Below are 22,079 nucleotides of genomic sequence, written 5' to 3' on the forward strand. Positions count from 1 at the left end.
CGATCAATTCCGCCCCGTTGCTGCCCGAACCCCCAGAGCCAGCGCACCGGCCGCTATGAGAGTTTCAAGCGTGAACATGGCCCAGTCCAGGAATTCCGGATCAAAATTCTGGTCGACCCGCTCCTGTTCGTGAGCCGCAACATCCTCCGGGCGCAGGCTGAAACCGATCCACATGGCCTGATCGACCAGATAGACTGCCAGGGCAATCCAGACCAACCATTTCGAACTGCGCCAGAAAGCCCAGGCGACGACGAAATAGCCAAGCTGGACCACAAGCGCCAAAGCCGACAGCAGCACCCCCGTTTCGGCGAGTGTCCGCGTGACAGCGCCGGTAAAGCCAAGCTGGCCTTCCAGGCCCAGCTGGTGCAGATACCCGGCAAGCGGCGAGCGGAGCCCATATGCGCCCCGCAAGATCGCCAGAACGATGAGCGCTTGTCGAAGCCGCGGCATCGCGGAGCCTCTACAGGTCGAACATCATGCGTTGTGGATCTTCCAGGTTTTCCTTTACCCGCACGAGGTAGGTAACCGCTTCCTTGCCGTCGACAATTCGGTGATCGTACGAAAGAGCAAGGTACATCATGGGTTTGATGACAACCTGACCATTCTCGGCCATCGGGCGTTCCTGGATCTTGTGCATACCCAGAATGCCTGACTGAGGCGCATTGAGGATCGGCATCGACATCAGCGAGCCGTACACGCCGCCATTCGAGATGGTGAAGGTCGCGCCCTGCATTTCGTCGATCGAAAGCTTGCCGTCACGCGCCCGCTTGCCCAGCCGGATGATCTCTTTCTCGATCTCCGCCAGGGTCATCTGGTCGGCGTCACGCACGACCGGTACGACCAGGCCGCGATCGGTGCCGACTGCGACACCCATGTCATAGTAATTCTTGTAGATGATGTCGGTGCCGTCGATTTCGGCATTGACCGCCGGCACTTCCTTCAGCGCGTGGCAACAAGCCTTCACGAAGAAGCTCATGAAGCCCAGCTTGACGCCATGCTTGGCCACGAAGGCCTCCTGGTGCGCCTTTCGGGCCGCCATGATCGCCGACATGTCGGCTTCATTATAGGTGGTCAGGATGGCAGCGGCGTTCTGGGCATCCTTGAGCCGCTTGGCGATTGTCTGGCGCAGGCGGGTCATACGGACCCGTTCTTCGCGTGGTCCCGTCTCGCGGGGAGCGACCGGCGCGGCGGCAGCCGCCGGAGCGGCTTTTGGCGCAGCCGGCGCACCAGCAGCAGCCTTCAATGCGTCACCCTTGGTAATGCGGCCGTCCTTGCCCGATCCGGTGATCGCACCAGCATCCAGCCTGTTCTCTTCGATGACCCGGGCGGCAGACGGCATGGTCTTTGTGTCTGTCGAGCCCTCGGACGGCTGGCTTTCAGCGCTCGGCGCTGCTTGGGCGGCGCCCCCCTCGCCAATGCGGGCGACCGCATCGCCAGGCGCAACCGTGTCGCCCTCGGCTACCAACAGCTCGGAGACAACACCAGCAACGGGAGACGGAACTTCAACCGCCACCTTGTCGGTTTCGATCTCGACCAGCGCCTGGTCGATCTCCACCGAGTCACCGGCTTTCACGAGCCAGGCTCCGATTGTTCCCTCGGTTACGCTTTCACCCATCTGCGGCACGGTGGCTTCGACGGTCTCAGCCGAGCCGGCGGCTTTGGACTCTTTGACGTCCGGTTCCGCAGCGGCCATCGGTGCCGGATCACTGCTGTCTTCAGCCGGTTCGCTCTTGGCTGCTGCATCACTGCCAGCAGCTTCGATCACAGCCAGCTTGGCGCCAATTTCAACATTGTCGCCTTCGGCGGCGAAAATCTCACCCATCACTCCGTCCGCTTCAGCACGGACTTCAACAGCGACCTTGTCGGTTTCCAACTCAACCAGGACATCATCCCGGGAGACCGCGTCGCCGGTCTTGACCATCCAGCTGCCCACGGTGGCTTCGGTGACGCTCTCGCCGAGCTGCGGCACGGTGATATCGGTCATGTCTCTCGTCTTTCCTTCAAAAAGGTTGGTCGGCCCTTACGACAGGGCTTCGTCGACCAGGGCGTCTTGTTGCTGCTTGTGCTTGGAGGCGATGCCAGTCGCCGTCGAGGCCGTCGGCGCTCGGCCGACATAGCGTGGCCGTTGGGCGGCTCCGCCGACCTTGCCCAGCACAAACTCGATATTCGGCTCGACAAAGGTCCAGTAGCCCATATTGCGCGGCTCTTCCTGGCACCAGACGATCTCGGCGTTCGGGAAACGCCCGAGCTCGGCGATCAATGCCTTGTAGGGGAAGGGATAGAGCTGCTCGACCCGCATCAGGTAGACATCGTCTGTGCCCCGGCTTTCGCGTTCTTCCAGCAGATCATAATAGACCTTGCCGGTGCACAGCACGACGCGCCGGATCTCGTCATCGGCCTTCAGCTTGACCGAAGTCTGCCGGATCTCGCCCTCGGGACGCGATGCCTCGTCGGCATCATCCCAGAGCACCCGGTGGAAGGACGAGCCCGGCCCCATGGCGGCGAGCTGCGAGACACAGCGCTTGTGCCGCAACAGGCTCTTGGGCGTCATGATGACCAGAGGCGTCCGGAAGTTGCGGTGGATCTGGCGGCGCAGGATGTGGAAATAGTTCGCCGGCGTCGAGCAATTGGCGACCTGCATATTGTCTTCCGCGCACAGCTGCAGGAAGCGTTCAGGGCGGGCTGAAGAGTGCTCGGGCCCCTGCCCCTCATAGCCGTGCGGCAACAACATGGTCAGACCGGACATGCGCAGCCATTTGCGCTCACCGGACGAGATGAACTGATCAATGATCACCTGGGCGCCATTGGTGAAGTCACCGAACTGGGCCTCCCACATGACCAGCGTGTTCGGTGCCGACAGCGAGTAGCCGTACTCAAACCCCAGAACAGCCTCTTCGGACAGCATGGAGTCGATGACCTCATACTTTTTCTGGTCCGGCGTGAGATGGTTTAGCGGCGTGTATTTCTCGGCGTTTTCCTGGTCGATGATGTGCGAATGGCGCTGCGAGAATGTACCGCGGCCGCAATCCTGACCCGACAGGCGAACCGGGAATCCCTCTGTCAGGAGGGTGCCGAAGGCCAGGTGTTCAGCGGTCGCCCAGTCAATGCCCGTGCCAGTCTCGATCGCTTCGCGGCGGCTGCCTATGACGCGTTTCAGCGTGCGGTGGATGTTGATCCCTTCGGGGATCTCGGTCATCGCCATGCCGACCGTCATCAGGCTTTCGGTGGTCGCCGACGTTTCGCCGCGACGGTCATCGCCCTCGGCCAGACCCAGACCGGACCAGCGCCCGTCGAGCCAATCGGCCTTCTTGGGCTCGAAATCCTTGCCGGCGTTGAATTCCTTTTCGAGGAAGGTATCGAATTCGTTCTCGATGGCCTCGGCTTCGGCGGCCGTCAGCACGCCTTCGGCCAGGAGCCGGTCCTGATACTTCTTTTTTACCGGCGGCATGTCCTTGATGATGCGGTACATGATCGGCTGGGTGAAGGTTGGATCATCGCCTTCATTGTGGCCGTAGCGGCGGTAGCAGATCATGTCGATGACCACGTCCTTGCCGAACAGCTGACGGTATTCCGTCGCCATGCGGGTGGCATGGGTCACCGCTTCCGGGTCATCACCATTGACGTGGAAAATCGGTGCCTGGACCATCAGGGCCACATCCGAGCAATACGGGCTGGAACGGCTGTCCTTGGGGTCGGTGGTGAAGCCGATCTGGTTGTTGACGATGAAGTGGATCGCCCCGCCGGTGCGATGGCCGCGCAGCCCGGACAGGCCGAGACACTCCGTCACAATGCCCTGGCCGGCAAAGGCTGCATCGCCGTGCAGCAGCAGCGGCAGCACGCTCGAGCGCGGCGTGCCCGCTTTCTTGCGGCAATTTTCTTCCTGCTTGGCCCGGGCCTTGCCAAGCACGACCGGGTCAACCGCTTCAAGGTGGGATGGGTTGGCGGTCAGCGACAAGTGAACCTTGTTGCCGTCAAACTCGCGGTCCGACGAGGCCCCCAGGTGATACTTCACGTCACCGGAACCGAACTCTTCCTCGCCCTGGGTATTGCCACCCTGGAACTCATGGAAGATCTGGTGGTAGGGCTTGCCCATCACCGAGGCGAGCACGTTCAGGCGTCCGCGGTGCGGCATGCCGATGATGATATCCTCGACGCCCATCGAGCCGCCACGCTTGATGACCTGCTCGAGCGCCGGAACCATGCTCTCACCGCCATCCACGCCGAAACGCTTGGTGCCCGGATAGCGCTTGTGCAGGAACTGCTCGAAGCGTTCGCATTCGATCAATTTGGACAGGATCGCGATCTTGCCTTCTTTGGTGAAGGAGATGTCCTTGTCCGGCCCCTCGAAGCGTTCCTGCAGCCAGGCCTTCTCTTCGGGATTCGAGATATGCATGAACTCGACGCCGACCGGTCCGCAATAGGTGCGCTTGAGGATGTCGAGCATGACCCGCGGCGTTGCAGTCTCAAGACCGAGATAGCCGTCGATAAAAATGTCTTCGTCGAGCGCCGCACCGGTAAAGCCATAGGTCGCCGGGTCCAGCTCGGCCTGGTAGCCGAAATCGGTCAGCCCCAGCGGATCGAGATCCGCGGCCAGGTGGCCGCGCATGCGGTAGGCGCGGATCATCATGATGGCGCGGATCGAAGACTGGGTTGCCTTGCGGACATCGTCAGCACTGGCACCTGGATTGGTGGCTGCGACGTGGCTGGCCACCTTGTCGACCATCGCGCCTTCATCGGGACCGATATCGCCCAGCGCCGAGACCATTTCGCCATTGGCCTGCCGCGGCCAGTCGGCGCGCTTCCAGGCAGGGCCACGTGCGGCATGCGAGCTGTCGCCCGGCGCATCGCCCAGGGCGGCAAAAAAGGCCTTCCAGCTGGGTGGTACCGAATTCGGGTCCGAAGCATAGGCGGCGGCCATCTGTTCGAGATAGACGGCGTTGGCACCCTGGAGGAATGAGGTGTCCAGGAAGTTCTGATTGTCTTGGGAACGGCTTTGGTCAGACATGTTGGGGGGAGGCCTGAGTCAGGAGTGTGTCTGGATGGGGTTAAACCGAGTGGGTTAACCAACCCTCTATGCCCAATCCGCTCCACACGAAAGGGATTCACGCGGGTCTGCTGACAAATGGGTGACAAAACAAAACCGCGCCCCGGAGGTCCGGAGCGCGGCTTTTGTTGCAACAATCTTGCGGACAATCAGCCCTTGAGCAATTCCGCCAATGTCGTTCCGAGGCGCGCCGGGCTCGGCGAGACCTTGATACCGGCCGCTTCCATGGCCGCGATCTTGTCTTCCGCGCCGCCCTTGCCGCCGGAGACGATGGCGCCGGCATGGCCCATCGTGCGACCCGGAGGAGCTGTACGACCAGCGATGAAACCGACAGTCGGCTTGGAGCGGCCCTTCTTGGCTTCATCAGCCAGGAATTGCGCGGCGTCTTCTTCGGCCGAGCCACCGATCTCACCGATCATGATGATCGACTTAGTTTCGTCGTCGGCGAGGAATTTTTCGAGCACGTCGATGAATTCCGTACCCTTGACCGGGTCGCCGCCAATGCCGACCGCCGTGGTCTGGCCGAGGCCGACCTGCGAGGTCTGGAAGACGGCTTCATAGGTCAGCGTACCCGAACGCGAGACCACGCCCACGGAGCCCTTCTTGAAGATCGAGCCCGGCATGATGCCGATCTTGCACTCTTCCGGGGTCAGGATGCCCGGACAGTTCGGGCCCAGCAGCATGGAGGACGACTTGTCGAGGCGATCCTTGACCTTGACCATGTCCATCACCGGAATGCCTTCGGTGATGCAGACGATGAAGGGGATCTCGGCATCAATCGCTTCGATGATCGCCGCACCGGCACCGGCCGGCGGTACATAGATCACTGAAGCATCGGCGCCTGTGGCTTCCTTGGCTTCACCGACAGAGGCAAAGATCGGCAGGGAGGCTGCGCCGTCCATGCCGGCCGACCAGGTCTCGCCACCCTTCTTCGGGTGAACGCCGGCAACCATCTGTGTGCCATAATACTCGAGCGCCTGCTCGGTGTGAAAAGTCCCCGTCTTGCCGGTAAGGCCCTGGACGATGACCTTGGTGTTCTTGTCTACGATGATCGACATCAGTTGGCCTCCTTCACGGCGGCGACAATTTTCTGGGCGGCGTCGTCGAGATCATCGGCGGCGATCACGTTGAGGCCGCTTTCATTGATGATCTGCTTGCCCTTGGCGACATTTGTGCCCTCGAGGCGAACCACGAGCGGGACCTGAAGGCCGACATCCTTGACCGCAGTAACCACGCCCTCGGCGATCACGTCACAGCGCATGATGCCGCCGAAAATGTTGACCAGGATGCCTTTGACGTTCGGGTCGGCGGTGATGATCTTGAAGGCCGCCGTGACTTTTTCGGTCGTGGCACCGCCACCGACATCGAGGAAGTTGGCCGGCTCGGCGCCATAGAGCTTGATGATGTCCATCGTCGCCATGGCGAGACCGGCACCATTGACCATGCAGCCGATATCACCATCGAGGGCGACATAGGCGAGGTCATATTTGGAGGCCTCGATTTCCTTCTCGTCTTCCTCGGTCGTGTCACGCAGCTCCATGATGTCCGGGTGACGGAAGAGTGCATTGCCGTCGAAGGAGACCTTGGCGTCCAGAACGCGGACATGGCCATTGTCCATGACGATGAGCGGATTGATCTCCAGCATCGACATGTCCTTCTCGCAGAAGGCCGTATAGAGGATCTTCGCCAGACCCATCATGTCCTCGCGCGCCTGGCCTTCCAGCTTCAGCGCGTCGCAGACAGCGGCGGCAGAGGCATCGGTCACGCCGGTCGACGGGTCGATATCGATGGTCTGGATCTTCTCCGGCGTTTCTGCCGCTACTTCCTCGATATCCATCCCGCCTTCGGTGGAGACGACAAAGGCGACCTGGCCGGTTTCGCGATTCACCAGCAGCGAGCAATAGAGCTCGGTGGCGATGTCGGCGCCGTCCTCGATATAGAGGCGATTGACCCGTTTGCCCTCAGGGCCGGTCTGGTGCGTGACCAGCGTATTGCCGAGCATTTCCTTGGCGTTCTTGACCACGTCTTCCTTGGAGAAGGCGAGGCGGACACCGCCCTTGGCGTCGGAACCAAGTTCCTTGAACTTGCCCTTGCCGCGTCCACCGGCGTGGATTTGCGATTTCACCACCCAGAGCGGGCCGGGCAGCTGATCAGCCGCCGCAGCAGCCTCATCGGCAGAGAAAATGGCAACACCCTCAGCGACCGGAGCGCCAAAGGATTTCAGAACGGCTTTCGCCTGGTGTTCGTGGATATTCATGTAGGGGCCTCGCGGGAGGAAGGAAGCGACAAAACGGCCAGAATGGACTCGCCTTATAGCACTGGGCTGCTGCGGTGCAACGCACTCGCGACGGGTAATTGTCAGTCAATCTCGAATGTGCCGCCATCGTCGTCATCTGCCGGCGGATTGAGGATTTCGGCCAAGCCGAGGCGTCGGGCCGGCGCGGGTTGATCAGTCTCCTTCCCGATGATCGGCCCTGAAAAATAGCGGATACCGGCCGACATCGCCGCCTCCACCAAGGCCGGACTGCTGATCTGGGTGAGACAGGTTTCAGCGGTCAGCGACCGGGCGGCCGCCACCCATTCCACACAGGACAACAAGTCCAGCTCGCTGACACTGCCATCATTGAGGCGCTTGGGAGTCTCGGCGCTGAGCACGCCGATGCCGCAGCTTTCGAAGCGATCCAGTCGCTTCGATCCGAACGAATGGTGCGCCAGGACATAGGCCCCGAAATGCTTCATCGACCGGAATACTTCCTGCATTTGCGCCATCGGCGCACCATCGGGAATACCGTCCACCCGCAGCAGGAAAAACTTCCGCGCCGGCTCGGGAATGGGGTGCAAGACACTGAAATATTCCATCCGCCGGGACACCGATGACAGGCTGTCATAGTGGACCGGTACGACGATCATGCTGGCGTGGCCCGCAGCGCGGGCTCTCTGAAACCCGCGCTGCGCTGCCAAGGCAATCGCCCGGTCGAGCTGACGGTGTTGGTCGCGATCGGCGGCGCCGGACAGGGTTTCCCGACCATAATAGGCAAACCCGTCAATCACCTTGCGTGCCACACAAAGGCTGTGACTTATCACCGACTTCTGGCTGTCCCAGCAGGGTTTGAAGACGATGTCATCCCAGCTCGGTCGCGGACCGCTGGAGGCCGGAGCGGCACCGGCAATCATGGACGGTCGAGCACGCGGCTCGGGCTTCGGCCCTTCCACCCAGCGCGTCCGCTCCTCATCGTCGCGCTCCTTGGTCGGCGCCGCGCGCCAGGGCGGCGCCACTTCCCCGCCACGCACCGGCTCGGAAGCACGAGACCTTTCTGGTTCGGCATCGGGTTCATGCGGCTGCGAACGCGCCACAATGTCCAGAAGCTCGCTGGTGGGAACATCGCGAGCCTCACCCTCGGCTCGCACCTCTGTCAGGTCCGACTGGCCCAGAAAGAACGAGTTGAGCTCGCCTGAAATCGCGGCGACCATTTCATCGGCCGCTTCGACATCTGCCGCCCCGAAAATGATCAAAAAGCCGCCCTGCACGCGCAACATCACATCGTCCGGCTCGATCCGCCGCTCGATAAACTGGGTGGATGTCTCGTAGACTTTCTCACGCAAGCGCGGCCAGTCCGAACCGGCGCGGGCCTTGACCCGTTCCAGATTCAGAAACTGGAACTGGCCCATATCGACAGAAGACCGACCGGCGAGGGCCTTTTTCAGCTTTTGACGCAATTCTGGCGACATGAGTGGGCCATCCGTCCCGGGCAATCCCGATCATCCACACTCTGCGGTCGTACTTCTTGCGATTTTGTAAGCCTGCCTGCGCGACTATCGCAATGTCGCGACAATCGCCCCGTCGACGGAAAGGGCTCCGCCCCCGCGGGCAAAGAGGTAGAAGCCGGCAGCCGCCATGACCGCGACCGAGGTCCACGCTTCCGGCATCACCCAGAAGGCGTAGATCGCACAAGCAATCAGCAAGGTGAAGCCGACCAGTCGGGTAAGGAATCCAACCAGCAACAGAAATGCTATCAATTGCGCGCCCCAGACCGCGATCTGCGCCGTCTGGGAAGCCGAGAAAACGGGAATATTCCAGATCGCAGCCGCCGCTATCGTATCCGGCATGACCGCCGGCCAGATGTCCGCATTGGCACGCCCCCAGGCCCAAAGCCCGGGCACAAGGGCGAGCCTGATCGCGCCGCCGACTATCCAGTCCGGCAAAAAGCGCTCGGCCCGTGCCGATTGTCCGGTCGTGTCCATCTACCCCCCCGGGTCACTACAGGCCGACCATGCCGCAGCCGCGAACCCGGAGCAATCAAACGCACCTATCGCGCGAAAAATCGTGGTGAATGACGCCTTCGATCGCCCTAACGACTAATCGAGATAGGCCGTGAAGCGCGAGACATTCGGGCGGAAATCATGCGCGTTGAGGCGGACATTGCGCGTCGCATCGCATACGCCCCCATCGGCCAAAACCGGCCCGTCCGCGGTTTCGGGCAGACAGGCGCCAAGGCTGCCGCCATCGAGATTGCGGCCAACCGTACCGACAAAAACGCGATTGCCGGGCGGGAAGCCTCGATAGAGGTCAGCGCATTCACCGGCGGCCAGGGACTGACGCGCGGCAAGTTCGAACCCGCCGGACGTGCGATCCAGCAGCACCACCGCTTCCACTTCTCGCTGACCGCCATGACAGACCTCAAGCGTGCGGACGATCTGGGCCATACCGCGCTCGTCGCGCGGCGCTCCAACGCAAAGTGCGGCGTCTTCGGCCGAGAGGCTCTCACAACGCACCCGGTAATCCACCTGGCCAATGCCTCGGTAACGGCTGGCGCCGATAGGCAGGCGTATATAGTTGCGGGCCTGCCGTGCTCCCGAGCAAGGCTCGCCAGTCGCCAGGGCGAAGGTCGAACCGGCCGGCGTACAATAGACGGCATCACTTGTACGGGCAGGCCAACGCCACTCGCCGGACATCACATGCACGTCCAGCGTGGCCCCGACCACATTGTTGACGGCCCCTTCCAGGCATTCGCCGGGCTCGACCAAGAACCAGCTGCGCAATGTCCGGTCGTCCGCAGCGGTCGTGCGATAGGCGGAGGCAATGGCGACACTGAAACCGGTCTCATTGCAGATATTGAGCAGGACATCGCGTTGGGCCAGCGCCTCGCTTGGCGATACGAGCGACAGCAAACCGGACACCACGGCAGCGGCAAGAAGACGAGGGGCAAGGAGGCGAAGGGAAGGCATTGGGGTAACTCCGTGACTTGCCACTGGACGTCGCAGAATTGCACCCGGTGGTCAATTGTTTGGGCCGGCCCCAGAGGCGGCCCCGACAAGCACCGGCGCCACAAATCGCATCGGCTGGCCACCAATGTCGATCCGCACGATGCGCCCGGTTTCGCGGTCTATGAAAATATCGTTGGCGGGCGTGCCGCCTCGCTGTTCGATTCGATGGGTGGCGAACGTGCCCGCAGGCGTTTCAACCTGCACTGCCTCGACGGCACTCAAAGTCACTTCGGCCGTCGAATTGCCCAAAGGCGCATACCAGCGGAAGGAAACTTCGTCGCCAATCTCCATGGGTAGCGCAGCAGCCAGGATAAAGAAGCTCGCGCGCAAAATGGCCCCATCCGGCAGGGGTGTGTCGATCGCATGATTGACCGCTTCCTGCCCGGGACGCACCACGCGCGTTCTGCCCGTCGCCCGGCCCGGTTCAAAGTCACCGTCGATGACAAAGTAATGTCCGCCCTGATGAAAGCGGATGTCGACCGAGACCGGCTCCAGGTCGGCCAGGCGAACCCTCGCCTCCTGCGTCTCGTAGATCTCACGCGACGCCCACATGGTGCGGTCATAGATGGCGATTTCATCACCGTCGGCGTGCCAGCCAAAGCGCATGAAGCCGTCCGCCTGGCCTTCATATTGAAGTTCGAGATAGATCTCTCCGGTCGCCAGGGCGTCGCGGTCCAGCCGGGACCTCCAGCCTTCATCCTGCGCCGCGGCAGGCATGGCGATGAAACTCGCTGCGAAAACCGCAGCCAGGCAGAGGTTTTTCATAAGTCGTCTCCCAACGCCCGAGCCGGGACAGCAGGCTTTCACGCATTGGGTTTCGCTTGACTGTCCGACACATTAACTCGGCACGATGTGACAATGATCAGCCTGGCCGCCAACAGCCGTGGAAACCGAACGGACAGGCATAGGGCAAGCGCCAGCTGGCAACAGGGCCATCCGACAAATGCTGTGCGTTGAAGGCATGCAGCTCGGTCTGTTCGGCATGCGTGTTCAAGGCTGTGTGCAGGATCCACCCCTCACCTTCCGGCGCCGTTGGAGACGCAGGAATGAAGAGCGGCTCCTCGACGAATACTGAACCACCATGATCGAATGCATCGCGTTCTCCGGTGTGGAGGTTTCGGCGCTCGATACGGGTGGCACCGCGCGGCTGGTCGACATCCCAAGCAATGTGCCAGGTTTCACGGCGACGCAAACCGGTCAAGCGCGGATCAATTTGCGGAAATTCGATGAAACCATCCCCGAGTGACTCGATCCGGCTGCGTCCACCAGGCGCGAGTGTCACCTGCATGTGACGCGCTTGCGAGTCAGTTTGGGTTTCAGCCAAGCCTCGCATGATGTCGTAGGCCCCCGCCATCGCAAAACGCGCATCCTGGGACAGGGCTGCATCGAGCCGAATCGTGCCGTCTGCTTCTTCCCAGGCGCCGCCGAAATGGAACAGGAAGCCGGGTGGCAATTCCCAGGTACGGCGACGGCTCCAGTCATTCTTGTCGATCGCGATCGCCAGCATCGGTGCCTCAGCGTCGAAGGCGAAACTGTCGAGGAAGGGCAGGCGCATCTGCTGGAACCGGTAGCTTCCGACCAGAAAGACCAGCGAATGCTCTGTGATCACAAAGTCATGCACCATCCCGCCGGGAACATCTTCGACAATGCCCGCGTCCAGCAGGGCGCCATCCGGCCCGACTTTCCAGATGATCATGCGATCGCGCATCGCGTCCTGCCCGAAATTCCAGACGATTCCGCTGCCTGCCTCGCGCTTTGGGTGCGCCGAGAAGGGAACGCCATCGAGCCCGCCACCCCAGCGCCGAGCGCCCTGGCTCTCGAGGGTGTCTGGATCGATCGACCAGGCAGAACCACCCTCCCAGAGGGCCAGCAACTCATCACCCAGCAACAGGACCGATGTGTTGGCGACATTCATGTCATCGGGTCCGCTGAGGCCGCCTGGCTGGGGCGGCACGGATGCAAGCGCTGGCAGGATAAAGCGGCCAGCGGCTTCCTCGGCCTGCCATTTAACAGTCTGGATAAACCGGCCGCGATGGCGCAGCCCCTCGGCGTCAAATGTCCAGGATTGCAGAAAGCCATCGCCATCAAACCAGTGTCGATAGCGCCAGTCCTGTCGCGAGAACCGACCCGGTCCGTTGCGAAACAAGGTGCCTGCCAGGCCGTCAGGAGCGGATCCGGAAACAAGGGTCGCCTGACTGTCGAAGCCATTGGCCGGAGCATCCCTGACAACAAGCGTCCAGGGATCGGTCTGGCTGGCGGTTTGGTAGTCGGCAAACACCGGATCCACCTGGCGTGCCGCGGCAGGCGCCGGCATGGCAGCGACGCCTCCGGCGGCGGCCAGCATTTTGAGCGCCTCGCGGCGTGAGGTCGTCGCCATGCTTACCTCCTATTCGAAACTGATTGTGTGAACGGACCCGTCGACGGAGAGCTCGAAGGCAGCAGCGGTCCATTCGGGCGGGCCAAACCGGCCGCGTGCATTGTTCGAGAACGCAAACGGCTCGCTGGGAATGCCCATCAGATTGGTATCCATTTCGCCGTCTGCATCGACGTCGTGATACATTTTCACGCCGTATGTTCCGGTCGGCAGGTCGGCAAAGACAACGGTGACCTGGTTACCGTCGACAACAGCACGCGTACCGGCGATGGCCGTACCGTCATTCCAGCCGGCTTCGCTGTTGTAGAGCCCGACCATCAAGAAACCGTCCGTCGGTGCAACGCTGCCGATCTCCAGGGTCAATGTTGCCGCGCCCTCAGCGGCGGTTGCCTGGCTCGCCATCGCGGTCGTCAGGACGGTAGCCAACAGAGCGTGTGTCATCATGTTCATCGTCATTTCTCCGGTTGGGCCGGGGACGCCCCGGCTTGTTGGAAACAGTGATGACGGGTGCCGCTCCCGGGTGCGACTGCATTTGCGCAAACGGGCTGTCAGGCTTCGCGAATTGCGCTAGGTGTTCATTCGCGCTTCGTGAATGACGGTGATGATGACACGCGAACGGCTACAATCCCTGCTCCCGAGTGTCGCCGCCATCCTTGCGCTGGGAAGCTTCCTGTCGATTCTGGGGCCCTACAACTCCCATCAGTTCGGCGTTCCGGGTGTCTGGTTCTACTGGACCGGCCTGATGGCGCTGGGCTGGGTATCCGGAAACCTCTTCTCCTGGCTGTTCGAGCGATATCTGCCGGACTGGCCGCGCGCCGCGACCGGGCTCGCCCTGTCGATACTGGTCAGCCTGCCGGTCTTTATCGGCGTCACGCTCATCCAGGCACTGATTGGTCAGCCCTTCCCGATATCGGTTGCACCGATTGTCTTCTTTCTGGTCTGGGTGATTTCAGCCGGCGTGGTCACGATCTCGATTCTCGCTGATCGGCGAAGCCAATCCGGTGACCCGACTTCGGATGCCCGCCCTGCTCGCGCATTGACCGACAAGCTGCCACCACGATTACGGCGCGCCCGTCTGCTCGCGCTCGAGGCAGAAGACCATTATCTGCGCGTCCATACGGATCGAGGCGACGCGCTCATCCTGATGCGCCTGAGCGATGCGATCGCCGCGGTGGAAGTTCTGGATGGTGCCCGAACGCACCGGTCCTGGTGGGTGGCGCGGGAGGCGGTCCAAACAGCGGAGCGTGGTGACGGACGGGCAAGGCTGGTCCTGACAGACACGCTGACGGCCCCGGTCAGCCGGACCTACGCGCCGAAGCTGCGCGAGGCAGGCTGGTATTAGCGGAACGCCTTGCGGTTTACCCGCCATTCGTCGGCGCTCTGCCCCCAAATGTCGACGACCATTCCGAAACCGGGCACTTCGATATCCTCGCCCAGATCACCCGATCCGATTTTCCGGGCGACACCCTGGCTCGGCGTGTTGTCGGCATGGATGAGATGGACCACATCCGGCCAGCCCAGCGTGTCGACGGCGTGGTCCATGCACGCAGCCGCCGCTTCGGTCGCAAAGCCCTTGCGCCAGGTTGACCGATTGAGCGACCAACCGATTTCGGGTTGCAGCCAGCCATGGGGAAACCAGGGCCCGACCCGTCCGAGCCAGCGACCACTGTCCTTCTCGATCACGGAGAAGAACCCGTATCCGCGCAGCGCCCAATGACCGACGATTCCACACAGGCCCCGCCACACCAAAGCCGGTTCCTGGACATCGCCAATAAAACGAGTGGTTTCCTCGTCCGCCATCAGCTCGCAGAGCGGTTCGAAGTCGGACAGGTCCGGTTGGCGCAAAATGAGACGGTCGGTTTCAAGCGTGCACTGGGTCATGCCCCAGTGCACGCATTGACGCGCGCCCGGTCAAGTGAATTCGCCGGGACGGTATTCACGCATTCCTTATGACTGCCTGCACCTGCACGCCGTCACCCCGGCCCGCTAGGATCACCAATAGACCGGGTGCGTGACGGGATCGCGGATTGGATCAAATCTTGCACCGTGTGCGGTTGAAGTTGTTCAGAGTGAGTACTGTAGTCCATGGCCGAGAAACGGCACGGTCCAGGTGTCATTACCCTGCTGGTTTACCTGATTGGCGCTGCCTCGCTGGCAGGCGGCCTGTCGGGCTGGCTCCATGCGACCGGGGCGATGGAATGGGCCCGGACACTGGACGCGCCGAACTGGGCGCCCAGTTTTGCGCTGATGAACATCATCGGCCTGTTCATTCCCATATTCATCATCATCGCATTGTGGATTGCCCAGCGCAGCGGCCGGGACGGCATGCGCCTGCTCTGCACACTGCTCATTGCCCTTCTGCTGGCGGGAATGGCCATGCAGATCTGCGTCTTCTTCGGCTCACGTGACCCGGCACTGGGTTTCCTTGCTGCCATGGCCATGTGGGTCTATGCGCTGTTCGCGACCGGCATTGTCGGACGCGCATCATCGCCCGCCGGCGTGCTATTGTGGGTGCCCTTCGGCTGGCTCACCTTGCTGCTGGTCCTCGGCTTCGAATTGATGCGCCTGAACGCGCCCGGCACGTTTGCGGGCGGGCTCTGAGCCGAGAGGTCCTGGCGATGGGTGCGCAACCCATCATGATAGCCCTGGGAAGCTGGCTCCAGACATGAAAACGCCGACCCGGTCGGGTCGGCGTTTCACGTCAAACTGCCCGTCACGCATCAGCCGAGCGACGGATCGAGACCCTTACAGGCGGAAACGAGGCCCTTCACGGAGTCGACCGAATTGTTGAACATGGTCTGTTCGTCGGCATTGAGCTCGATCTCGACGATTTTCTCGACACCACCAGCGCCGATCACGACAGGGACGCCGACATAGAGGTCGTCCTGGCCGAACTGTCCGGAGAGGTAAGCGGCGCAAGGCAGGATGCGCTTCTTGTCGCGCAGATAGGACACAGCCATGTCGATGGCGCTTTCAGCCGGCGCATAGAAGGCCGAGCCCGTGCCCAGAAGGGCCACGATCTCGCCACCGCCCTTGCGGGTGCGGTCGATGATGGCGTCCATCTTCTCGTCGGTGGACCAGCCCATCTTGACCATGTCAGGGACCGGAATGCCGGCAATCGTGGAATAGCGCAGCAGCGGAACCATGGTGTCACCATGGCCGCCCATCACGAAGGCCGTGACGTCTTCGACCGAGACTTCGAACTCGTCGGCGAGGAAGTGACGGAAACGTGCGCTGTCGAGCACGCCCGCCATGCCAACAACCTTGTTGTGCGGCAGGCCGGAGAATTCACGCAGCGCCCAGACCATCGCGTCGAGCGGGTTGGTGATGCAGATCACGAAAGCGTCCGGCGCGTGCTTGGCGATGCCTTCGCCGACCGCCTTCATGACTTTCAGATTGATGCCCAGCAGATCATCGCGGCTCATGCCCGGCTTGCGCGGCACACCGGCGGTGACGATGCAGACATCGGCCCCGGCGATCGCGGCATAGTCGTCGGCGCCAGCGAGCTTGGAGTCCTTGCCAAAAACCGGGCTGGCTTCGGCGATGTCCAGCGCCTTGCCCTTGGCAACGCCTTCGGCAATGTCGAACAGGACGACATCGCCCAGTTCTTCACGGGCTGCGATGTGAGCCAGGGTGCCACCGATCATTCCGGATCCGATGAGCGCAATCTTGTTACGGGCCATGGGGGAGTTCCTCTTGTGGGGATATTCATGCGGTTGGGCAGCGGTCTAGCGCTGCGCGACAGGTTCGGCAAGACGGCGATATCGACGCAGGCGTCACGCGGACCCTTGAGGCGGTAGAATTCGTGCCGCCAGAACACCGGGCAATGGGCAAGTGCCCGCACGCCTCCAACATGGCCGGTCAGCGCTGATACAGGACGTCGAACGCGGCCGGCTTGCGCGCGGGGACCGGCGTGATCCCGGCGAAGCGCCGAAAATCCCGGGTCATGTGAGCCTGGTCGGCATAGCCGGCAAGGTCGGCGACTTCGCTCAACGGTCTACCCGCCTTGATGGCCTCCCGGGCCCGATGAAAACGGAAAATGCCGACCAGGTCGCCAGCGGGCAGACCGCATGACCGCTCGAACCGTCTTCGGATGGTTCGTTCGCCAAGCCCCGTGCGGGTCACCAGTTGCCGGATCGAAACGGCGTCGCCTCCCCTCAACGACGAGACGAGGTCGACGACATCATCAGGGAGCTCACACAGCCTGAGACAATCATCCAGAAGCGGTGTGGAGATGGTCAGAAAATCGGCCGGGCTTGCTGCCTGGCGCGCCAATGCCAGCAATCTTTCTGACGGTCCCGGGCCGATGATGGTGTCAAGCGCGACGGACCGGTTGCGCCAGACGGAAGGGTCGCGCCCCAGCCCGCCGACCGCCCACGGGTGGAGACGGATTCCCAGCACATCCATCGGCCCCGATAGTCCTAACGTGAGTGCCCGATTGAGGGGGCCATAGAGAAAGGCATCGGACTGACGCACCCAGCCGTCACCCGACCTCTCGAGTGGTGGTGTCCCGCGATGCAGGATGATTTCACAACACCCGTCCGGTGCTATCATCTGCGGCGACTCGTCACCGCCATGACGCAAGTGCCACACCTCGGAGACGAGATCGGCCATACCGCCCGTCACCGGTTCGACGTGGTATTCAACCTCGTCCATTTCGCCCCCTGTCCGGATCATTCAAGACGCCGTGTTCCGACCCTGTCAATAATGCGGCACCAAGCCGGAGACCCATCATGATCACCAGACCTCAGACCCGCCAAGCATCGCTCATCCGCACTTTGATCGTGCCCTGCCTTGTCGGCATTGCAGGATCTGCCGCCGCCGCGGATGATGGCGATCTCGATTGGCTCGCCGGTCACTGGAAGAGTGGTGGCGACGACCCTGTGATTGAGGAGATCTGGACCGACGATGCCGGTGGTCTCCTGCTTGGCCTCAACCGAACACAAGTCGGCGGTCAGGCGGTTGCCTTCGAGTTTCTGCGGATCGAACGCACCCCGACCGGAAGCCGCTATTGCGCCCAGCCGGGTGGTCGGCCGGCGACCTGTTTCGATCTGACCACCCTGTCCGCCAGCTCTGCCCGCTTTGAAAATCCGGACAACGACTTCCCGCAAATCATCGAATACAGGCGCGACGGGCGCTCATTGACCGCCACGATCGCTGACCTGTCAGGCGAACAAGCCATGGTGTTCAGCTGGGAGCGCGTCGGAGACTGATCAACGCCGCATCGCCATCAGGATACCGTCGCCCAATGTCGTGAACGCCATGTCGACCCGATCATCATCCCGCACCTTGGCCGCCAGCACAGCCAGGGCCTCGGCGTCAGGGTCGGTCGCCCGCTTGGCCGGATCGGCCACGCTGCCGCTCCACAGCACATTGTCGAACAGGATCAGTCCGCCCGACCGGACCAGCTTGAGACCCGCTTCGTAGTAGTCATCATATCCGGTCTTGTCGGCATCAATGAAAACCATGTCGACCGTGCCGCCGATCTCACTCACGAGATTCGTGAGGGTGTCCCGCGCATCGCCCAGCCGCAGATCAATCTGGTCGGCAATACCCGCCTCGTCCCAATACCCACGCGCCTTGTCTGTGTAGGGCTCGGAAATGTCGCAGCCGAACAGTCGCGCCTCCGGTCCATGCATGTCGCGCATCGCCAGCATGGTCGCGAGGGCGGAGTAGCCGGTGAACACACCGACCTCCACCGCTGTCTTCGCGGACACCAGACGGGCGCACATCTGCAGGAAAGCGCCCTGCTCGGGCGAGATCTGCATGCGGGCGATATCGCCCATCGCATCCGTTTCAAGGCGGCAACGCTCCAGAACCGATGGCTCGGCGCGGTTCGCGCCGCGCACATAGGCCGTCACATTGGCATTCAGGCCGATTGATCGTGACATCGTCTCTCCTCCATGGCTCAGGCCTGCCGGCTGGCCGGCTGGTCGCGCCGCTCGGCGGCGAGGTATTCATGCGTCCGCATTTCCATCAGGCGGGAGGCCGTCCGTTCGAACTCGAACGCCCCGTCACCGGCCGGATAGAGATCAACAGGTTGCGCGTCCGCGCTCATGACCAGCTTCGCCCGCGCCTCATAGAGGGCGTCAATCAGGGTGACGAAACGCTTTGCCTCATTCCGCTTGTCCGGTGACAGCTTCGGAACGTATTCCAGCAGCACTGTATGGAAACGCTCGGCTATGGCCAGATAGTCCGCGGCGCCCAAGGGGCGGGCGCATAATTCGGAGAATGTGAACCGGGCCACCCCGGCAGCCTCGCGATCGACCTGCAGCGCCCGGCCATCGACATCGAGCGCACAGTGTTGCGGCACAGCGCCGGAGGTCAGGCGCTCCCAGGCTTTGTCCATGGCCAGCTCGGCATCCGCGGACAGGGGCGAATAGAAGACCGGCGCCGCTTCGAGCTGACGGAGGCGGAAATCGGTGCCGCCATCCAGTTCCATGACCTGCAGGCTTTGCTTGAGCAGCTCGATCACAGGCAGGAAGCGCTGGCGGTTCAGCCCGTTCTTGTAGAGATCGTCGGGATGACGGTTCGAGGTCGCTACGAGGACCACGCCCCGCTTGAGGAATTGCTCGAACAGACGCCCCAGGATCGAAGCATCAGCGATGTCGGTGACCTGAAACTCGTCGAAAGCGAGCAGGCGGGCCTGCCCGGCAATGGCCTTCGCCACCGGCGGAATCGGATCGTCGCCCGCACCGCGCACATATTCCGGTCGCTTTCGCCGCTCCGCATCGGACAGTTTCCGCCAGGCCGTCATCCGTCGATGAACGTCCTGCATGAATTCATGGAAGTGAGCCCGGCGCTTGGGAGAGACCGGCGCCTGGTCGACAAACAGATCCATCAACATGGACTTGCCCCGGCCGACACCGCCCCACAGATAGAGCCCGGTCGGCGCCGGGTCCGGCTTGCCGAACAACTTCTTGCGGTCCGGTCGCCATGCCGCGAGCCGTGCTGACAGATCCGTCAGCGCGGCAGCCGCCCGCTCCTGCTCGGCATCTGCATTCAGGGTACCGGCTTCAATGCGCTGGCGCAGGACTGAAAGTGGCGTCGTCATGTCGCCAAGGCTTCGGCGTTGCGGGCGGCGAGGTCAATGGTGCCGGGGCGGACAAGCTGCGTTTGGGAGGAGCGGGCGCGGAAACACAGAAAATTGAACCGGGCAGCGATGTGTCCGGGATGGCCATATGGAACTGGCAGCGGCAAAGTCCCAATCGCTGGTTGGGGCCAACAGGATAACACCATGAATTTTCTCCGATTGCTTTGTGCTTGTCTGCTCCTCTCCTCAGCCGGTGCCGCCGCACAATCCATAGATGACGGCTCGACGTTCACTGACGCGGAGTCCGAGATCCGCGCCGTGATTTCGGACTATTTCTGGGGACGTCAGGCGGGCGACCCCGAGCAATTGGGTCGCGCATTCAACCTGGACAACGGACAGTTCGCGTATGTGCGCCGGACTGACGACGGCGACTCAGTTGTGGCCATGTCACTGGCGGATTTCGCCGCCCGGGCCGATGGGCCACTTGCCAGTCCAAATGACGGCCGGATCCTGAGCCTCGACATAGTGGGTGACCAGATGGCGTTCGTGAAATTCGAACTGGCCGGCGAACCCCGCACATTCATCGACTACTTTGTGCTCTACCAGGTCAATGGCCGCTGGACGATCCAATCCAAAACCTCGGCCGTATTCATGCATCAGGACGAATAGTCCGAAGCGGTCGCAAGCCGCTGTCGGCCGGCAAGACTCAACCTGCGATGCCAGCCAGTGCCACGCGCATGGCATCCGGCAGCGGGACTGGCCGGCGTGTATCCCGGTCAACATAGACATGGACGAAGCGACCCTGCGCTGCAGGATCGTCTTCGCCCTGCCTGAACAGGCCGATTTCAAAGCTGACTGATGAATTGCCCAGTCGGGCGACCCGAACACCGGCTTCCACTGTTTCCGGGAAGGCAAGCGGCGCGAAATAATTGCACCCGGTTTCGACCACAAGGCCGATAACCGCGCCCGCATGGATGTCGAGGCCGGCCTCCTCGATCAGGAAGCAATTCACTGCGGTATCAAAAAAGCCGTAATAGGCGGCATTGTTGATGTGGCCGTAAATATCGTTGTCCGCCCAACGGGTCGGCAAGGCTCGGATTCGGGGATAGGCGCTGCGGCCAAGCTTCTCGATCACAGCACCGACTCATAACAAGCGTGGGCGGCTTCCAGCGTCATCGGTCGCGGATTATTCTTCAAAAGGCGCTCCACCTTCATGGCGTCCTCGGCCATTTTTGGCAGGTCATTATGGGAGACACCGACCTGGCTCAGACGAGTTTCGATCCCGACGACGCCTGCAATGCGCTCCATTTCGGTGACCAAGGCTTCGGTCGAGGCTCCGGCGAGATCGAGATGCGCTGCCAGCTGCGTGTAAAGCGGCTCGGCGCTGGGTGCATTGTAGCGAAGGACTGGCGGCAACATCAGCGAGTTGGAGAGCCCGTGCGGCACATGGAATATCCCGCCGAGCGGGTAGGCCAGCGCATGGACGGCGCCCACCGGGGCGTTGGCAAAGGCCTGGCCAGCCAGCAGCGCGCCCAGCAGCATGTCCTCGCGGGCCTCCATGTCGGCCCCGTCGAGGCAGGCCCGTTCGATCGATCCGTGCAGTTTCTTCAAACCGGCCAAGGCCAGAGCATCAGATACCGGATTTTTCTCGATCGCCGAGGTATAGGCCTCGATGGCATGCACCATGGCGTCGATCCCGGTCGCCGCCGTGACATGGCGAGGCAGACCGAGCGTCAAAGCCGCATCGAGGACAGCCAGATCGCCATACAGGGCCGGATCATTGACCCCCATTTTCGACGTTTCGCCGACGGTCACGACAGAAATCGGTGTGACCTCCGACCCGGTGCCCGCGGTCGTCGGGATCAGGATGAGCGGCAGTCTCTGACCCCGAACCTTGTTGACGCCATACATGTCGGACAGGGGCTGGTCACTGCCCAGCAGCAAGGCGACCAGCTTGGCTGTATCCAGTGACGACCCACCGCCAAAGCCAATCACCAATTGGGCGCCAAAATCGCGCGCCCTTGCGGTCGCCGCCAACACCATGTCTTCAGGCGGATCGGCGATCACCTCGTCCAGGACGAGCACAGACAGACCCGCAACCTCCAGCTCGCCAAGTGGGGCATCAATCAGGCCGGCCTGTCGCACGCCCCGGTCAGTGACCAGGACGACACGCTCGACCCCGGCCAGGAGGGGGGCGGCTATGGTTGCCAATTCGGTCGCGGAACCGCGACCGGCGTGAATATGGGGAACGGTTCGGAACTGGAATGTGGCCATTTTGGGCTATCAACACCGGTTTACAGTTAACGGTATGTTTTCCATGTCCTACCGGCTGGTTTTTGGCAAGAGGATGGTTTTTGGCAGGT

22 protein-coding genes are annotated in these 22,079 nt (G+C 62.2%); 4 read left to right on the forward strand and 18 right to left on the reverse strand.

The window, feature by feature from the left end:
• Positions 1-3: 3 nt before the first annotated feature.
• The 11 genes from MMAR10_RS14515 to MMAR10_RS14565 form a co-directional block, all read right to left on the reverse strand.
• Positions 4-450, reverse strand: coding sequence for a hypothetical protein (locus tag MMAR10_RS14515; RefSeq protein WP_011644740.1), 447 nt, complete (start codon positions 448-450; stop codon positions 4-6).
• A gap of 10 nt (positions 451-460) precedes the next feature.
• Positions 461-1,984 (reverse strand): 2-oxoglutarate dehydrogenase complex dihydrolipoyllysine-residue succinyltransferase, encoded by a 1,524-nt coding sequence (odhB, locus tag MMAR10_RS14520; protein WP_011644741.1) that lies wholly within the window; start codon positions 1,982-1,984, stop codon positions 461-463.
• A gap of 36 nt (positions 1,985-2,020) precedes the next feature.
• Positions 2,021-5,005, reverse strand: a complete 2,985-nt coding sequence (locus tag MMAR10_RS14525; RefSeq protein ID WP_011644742.1) for a 2-oxoglutarate dehydrogenase E1 component — start codon at positions 5,003-5,005, stop codon at positions 2,021-2,023.
• Between the two features lie 188 nt (positions 5,006-5,193).
• The gene (gene sucD, locus MMAR10_RS14530) at positions 5,194-6,102 is read right to left on the reverse strand and encodes a succinate--CoA ligase subunit alpha (protein WP_011644743.1); all 909 of its coding nucleotides are present in this window, start codon (positions 6,100-6,102) and stop codon (positions 5,194-5,196) included.
• Positions 6,102-7,301: an ADP-forming succinate--CoA ligase subunit beta gene (gene sucC / locus MMAR10_RS14535; RefSeq protein ID WP_011644744.1), complete on the reverse strand. Its 1,200-nt coding sequence runs from the start codon at positions 7,299-7,301 to the stop codon at positions 6,102-6,104. The genes sucD and sucC overlap by 1 nt, the downstream gene beginning before the upstream one ends.
• A gap of 101 nt (positions 7,302-7,402) precedes the next feature.
• On the reverse strand, positions 7,403-8,773 hold the full coding sequence (locus tag MMAR10_RS14540) for a hypothetical protein (RefSeq protein ID WP_011644745.1): 1,371 nt from the start codon (positions 8,771-8,773) through the stop codon (positions 7,403-7,405).
• Positions 8,774-8,857: 84 nt separating this feature from the next.
• Positions 8,858-9,286, reverse strand: a complete 429-nt coding sequence (locus tag MMAR10_RS16505; RefSeq protein WP_011644746.1) for a TQO small subunit DoxD — start codon at positions 9,284-9,286, stop codon at positions 8,858-8,860.
• Positions 9,287-9,400: 114 nt separating this feature from the next.
• Positions 9,401-10,270 carry a DUF1036 domain-containing protein gene (locus MMAR10_RS14550; protein ID WP_011644747.1) on the reverse strand — a complete coding sequence of 290 codons (870 nt, stop codon included), beginning with the start codon at positions 10,268-10,270 and terminating at the stop codon, positions 9,401-9,403.
• Between the two features lie 51 nt (positions 10,271-10,321).
• Positions 10,322-11,026, reverse strand: coding sequence for a DUF3108 domain-containing protein (locus MMAR10_RS14555; RefSeq protein WP_190273934.1), 705 nt, complete (start codon positions 11,024-11,026; stop codon positions 10,322-10,324).
• Positions 11,027-11,171: 145 nt separating this feature from the next.
• Positions 11,172-12,686, reverse strand: a complete 1,515-nt coding sequence (locus MMAR10_RS14560; protein ID WP_011644749.1) for a carotenoid oxygenase family protein — start codon at positions 12,684-12,686, stop codon at positions 11,172-11,174.
• 9 nt (positions 12,687-12,695) lie between these two features.
• On the reverse strand, positions 12,696-13,133 hold the full coding sequence (locus tag MMAR10_RS14565; RefSeq protein WP_011644750.1) for a DUF2141 domain-containing protein: 438 nt from the start codon (positions 13,131-13,133) through the stop codon (positions 12,696-12,698).
• 151 nt (positions 13,134-13,284) lie between these two features.
• Between MMAR10_RS14565 and MMAR10_RS14570 the strand changes: the two genes are divergently transcribed.
• Entirely contained in the window at positions 13,285-14,025 is a 741-nt protein-coding gene (locus MMAR10_RS14570) for a LytTR family DNA-binding domain-containing protein (RefSeq protein WP_011644751.1), read from the forward strand.
• On the opposite strand, the gene MMAR10_RS14575 is transcribed toward MMAR10_RS14570, so the two are convergent.
• Positions 14,022-14,564 (reverse strand): GNAT family N-acetyltransferase, encoded by a 543-nt coding sequence (locus MMAR10_RS14575; RefSeq protein WP_011644752.1) that lies wholly within the window; start codon positions 14,562-14,564, stop codon positions 14,022-14,024. The genes MMAR10_RS14570 and MMAR10_RS14575 overlap by 4 nt on opposite strands.
• 204 nt (positions 14,565-14,768) lie before the next feature.
• On the opposite strand from MMAR10_RS14575, the gene MMAR10_RS14580 reads away from it, so the two are divergent.
• Entirely contained in the window at positions 14,769-15,284 is a 516-nt protein-coding gene (locus tag MMAR10_RS14580; protein WP_011644753.1) for a TspO/MBR family protein, read from the forward strand.
• A gap of 119 nt (positions 15,285-15,403) precedes the next feature.
• Here the strand turns inward: MMAR10_RS14580 and mdh are convergent, their stop codons facing one another.
• Positions 15,404-16,366: a malate dehydrogenase gene (mdh, locus tag MMAR10_RS14585; protein WP_011644754.1), complete on the reverse strand. Its 963-nt coding sequence runs from the start codon at positions 16,364-16,366 to the stop codon at positions 15,404-15,406.
• Positions 16,367-16,544: 178 nt separating this feature from the next.
• Entirely contained in the window at positions 16,545-17,339 is a 795-nt protein-coding gene (locus MMAR10_RS14590) for a helix-turn-helix domain-containing protein (RefSeq protein ID WP_011644755.1), read from the reverse strand.
• 77 nt (positions 17,340-17,416) lie between these two features.
• On the opposite strand from MMAR10_RS14590, the gene MMAR10_RS14595 reads away from it, so the two are divergent.
• Positions 17,417-17,896 carry a DUF6265 family protein gene (locus tag MMAR10_RS14595; protein ID WP_011644756.1) on the forward strand — a complete coding sequence of 160 codons (480 nt, stop codon included), beginning with the start codon at positions 17,417-17,419 and terminating at the stop codon, positions 17,894-17,896.
• Here MMAR10_RS14595 and MMAR10_RS14600 read toward each other — a convergent pair whose 3' ends face one another.
• Positions 17,897-18,574, reverse strand: a complete 678-nt coding sequence (locus MMAR10_RS14600) for an O-methyltransferase (protein ID WP_011644757.1) — start codon at positions 18,572-18,574, stop codon at positions 17,897-17,899. It lies immediately after the preceding gene.
• A 17-nt stretch (positions 18,575-18,591) separates the two neighbouring features.
• Positions 18,592-19,737 carry a cell division protein ZapE gene (gene zapE / locus MMAR10_RS14605; protein WP_011644758.1) on the reverse strand — a complete coding sequence of 382 codons (1,146 nt, stop codon included), beginning with the start codon at positions 19,735-19,737 and terminating at the stop codon, positions 18,592-18,594.
• 183 nt (positions 19,738-19,920) lie between these two features.
• Between zapE and MMAR10_RS14610 the strand changes: the two genes are divergently transcribed.
• On the forward strand, positions 19,921-20,385 hold the full coding sequence (locus MMAR10_RS14610) for a nuclear transport factor 2 family protein (protein ID WP_011644759.1): 465 nt from the start codon (positions 19,921-19,923) through the stop codon (positions 20,383-20,385).
• Positions 20,386-20,422: 37 nt separating this feature from the next.
• Here MMAR10_RS14610 and MMAR10_RS14615 read toward each other — a convergent pair whose 3' ends face one another.
• Entirely contained in the window at positions 20,423-20,851 is a 429-nt protein-coding gene (locus tag MMAR10_RS14615; protein ID WP_011644760.1) for an acyl-CoA thioesterase, read from the reverse strand.
• Positions 20,848-21,990, reverse strand: a complete 1,143-nt coding sequence (locus MMAR10_RS14620; RefSeq protein WP_011644761.1) for an iron-containing alcohol dehydrogenase — start codon at positions 21,988-21,990, stop codon at positions 20,848-20,850. Before MMAR10_RS14620 ends, MMAR10_RS14615 begins: the two co-directional genes overlap by 4 nt.
• Positions 21,991-22,079 lie beyond the last annotated feature (89 nt).

Source organism: Maricaulis maris MCS10, assembly GCF_000014745.1.
Classification (GTDB): Bacteria; Pseudomonadota; Alphaproteobacteria; order Caulobacterales; family Maricaulaceae; genus Maricaulis; species Maricaulis maris_A.

What these genes read in the sequence shown, in the direction of transcription:
- MMAR10_RS14515 (WP_011644740.1), bottom strand. Translation starts at nt 450, where the DNA reads ATGCCGCGGCTTCGACAAGCGCTCATCGTTCTGGCGATCTTGCGGGGC.
- odhB (WP_011644741.1), bottom strand. Translation starts at nt 1,984, where the DNA reads ATGACCGATATCACCGTGCCGCAGCTCGGCGAGAGCGTCACCGAAGCC.
- MMAR10_RS14525 (WP_011644742.1), bottom strand. Translation starts at nt 5,005, where the DNA reads ATGTCTGACCAAAGCCGTTCCCAAGACAATCAGAACTTCCTGGACACC.
- sucD (WP_011644743.1), bottom strand. Translation starts at nt 6,102, where the DNA reads ATGTCGATCATCGTAGACAAGAACACCAAGGTCATCGTCCAGGGCCTT.
- sucC (WP_011644744.1), bottom strand. Translation starts at nt 7,301, where the DNA reads ATGAATATCCACGAACACCAGGCGAAAGCCGTTCTGAAATCCTTTGGC.
- MMAR10_RS14540 (WP_011644745.1), bottom strand. Translation starts at nt 8,773, where the DNA reads ATGTCGCCAGAATTGCGTCAAAAGCTGAAAAAGGCCCTCGCCGGTCGG.
- MMAR10_RS16505 (WP_011644746.1), bottom strand. Translation starts at nt 9,286, where the DNA reads ATGGACACGACCGGACAATCGGCACGGGCCGAGCGCTTTTTGCCGGAC.
- MMAR10_RS14550 (WP_011644747.1), bottom strand. Translation starts at nt 10,270, where the DNA reads ATGCCTTCCCTTCGCCTCCTTGCCCCTCGTCTTCTTGCCGCTGCCGTG.
- MMAR10_RS14555 (WP_190273934.1), bottom strand. Translation starts at nt 11,026, where the DNA reads ATGCCTGCCGCGGCGCAGGATGAAGGCTGGAGGTCCCGGCTGGACCGC.
- MMAR10_RS14560 (WP_011644749.1), bottom strand. Translation starts at nt 12,686, where the DNA reads ATGGCGACGACCTCACGCCGCGAGGCGCTCAAAATGCTGGCCGCCGCC.
- MMAR10_RS14565 (WP_011644750.1), bottom strand. Translation starts at nt 13,133, where the DNA reads ATGAACATGATGACACACGCTCTGTTGGCTACCGTCCTGACGACCGCG.
- MMAR10_RS14570 (WP_011644751.1), top strand. Translation starts at nt 13,285, where the DNA reads ATGATGACACGCGAACGGCTACAATCCCTGCTCCCGAGTGTCGCCGCC.
- MMAR10_RS14575 (WP_011644752.1), bottom strand. Translation starts at nt 14,564, where the DNA reads ATGACCCAGTGCACGCTTGAAACCGACCGTCTCATTTTGCGCCAACCG.
- MMAR10_RS14580 (WP_011644753.1), top strand. Translation starts at nt 14,769, where the DNA reads ATGGCCGAGAAACGGCACGGTCCAGGTGTCATTACCCTGCTGGTTTAC.
- mdh (WP_011644754.1), bottom strand. Translation starts at nt 16,366, where the DNA reads ATGGCCCGTAACAAGATTGCGCTCATCGGATCCGGAATGATCGGTGGC.
- MMAR10_RS14590 (WP_011644755.1), bottom strand. Translation starts at nt 17,339, where the DNA reads ATGGACGAGGTTGAATACCACGTCGAACCGGTGACGGGCGGTATGGCC.
- MMAR10_RS14595 (WP_011644756.1), top strand. Translation starts at nt 17,417, where the DNA reads ATGATCACCAGACCTCAGACCCGCCAAGCATCGCTCATCCGCACTTTG.
- MMAR10_RS14600 (WP_011644757.1), bottom strand. Translation starts at nt 18,574, where the DNA reads ATGTCACGATCAATCGGCCTGAATGCCAATGTGACGGCCTATGTGCGC.
- zapE (WP_011644758.1), bottom strand. Translation starts at nt 19,737, where the DNA reads ATGACGACGCCACTTTCAGTCCTGCGCCAGCGCATTGAAGCCGGTACC.
- MMAR10_RS14610 (WP_011644759.1), top strand. Translation starts at nt 19,921, where the DNA reads ATGAATTTTCTCCGATTGCTTTGTGCTTGTCTGCTCCTCTCCTCAGCC.
- MMAR10_RS14620 (WP_011644761.1), bottom strand. Translation starts at nt 21,990, where the DNA reads ATGGCCACATTCCAGTTCCGAACCGTTCCCCATATTCACGCCGGTCGC.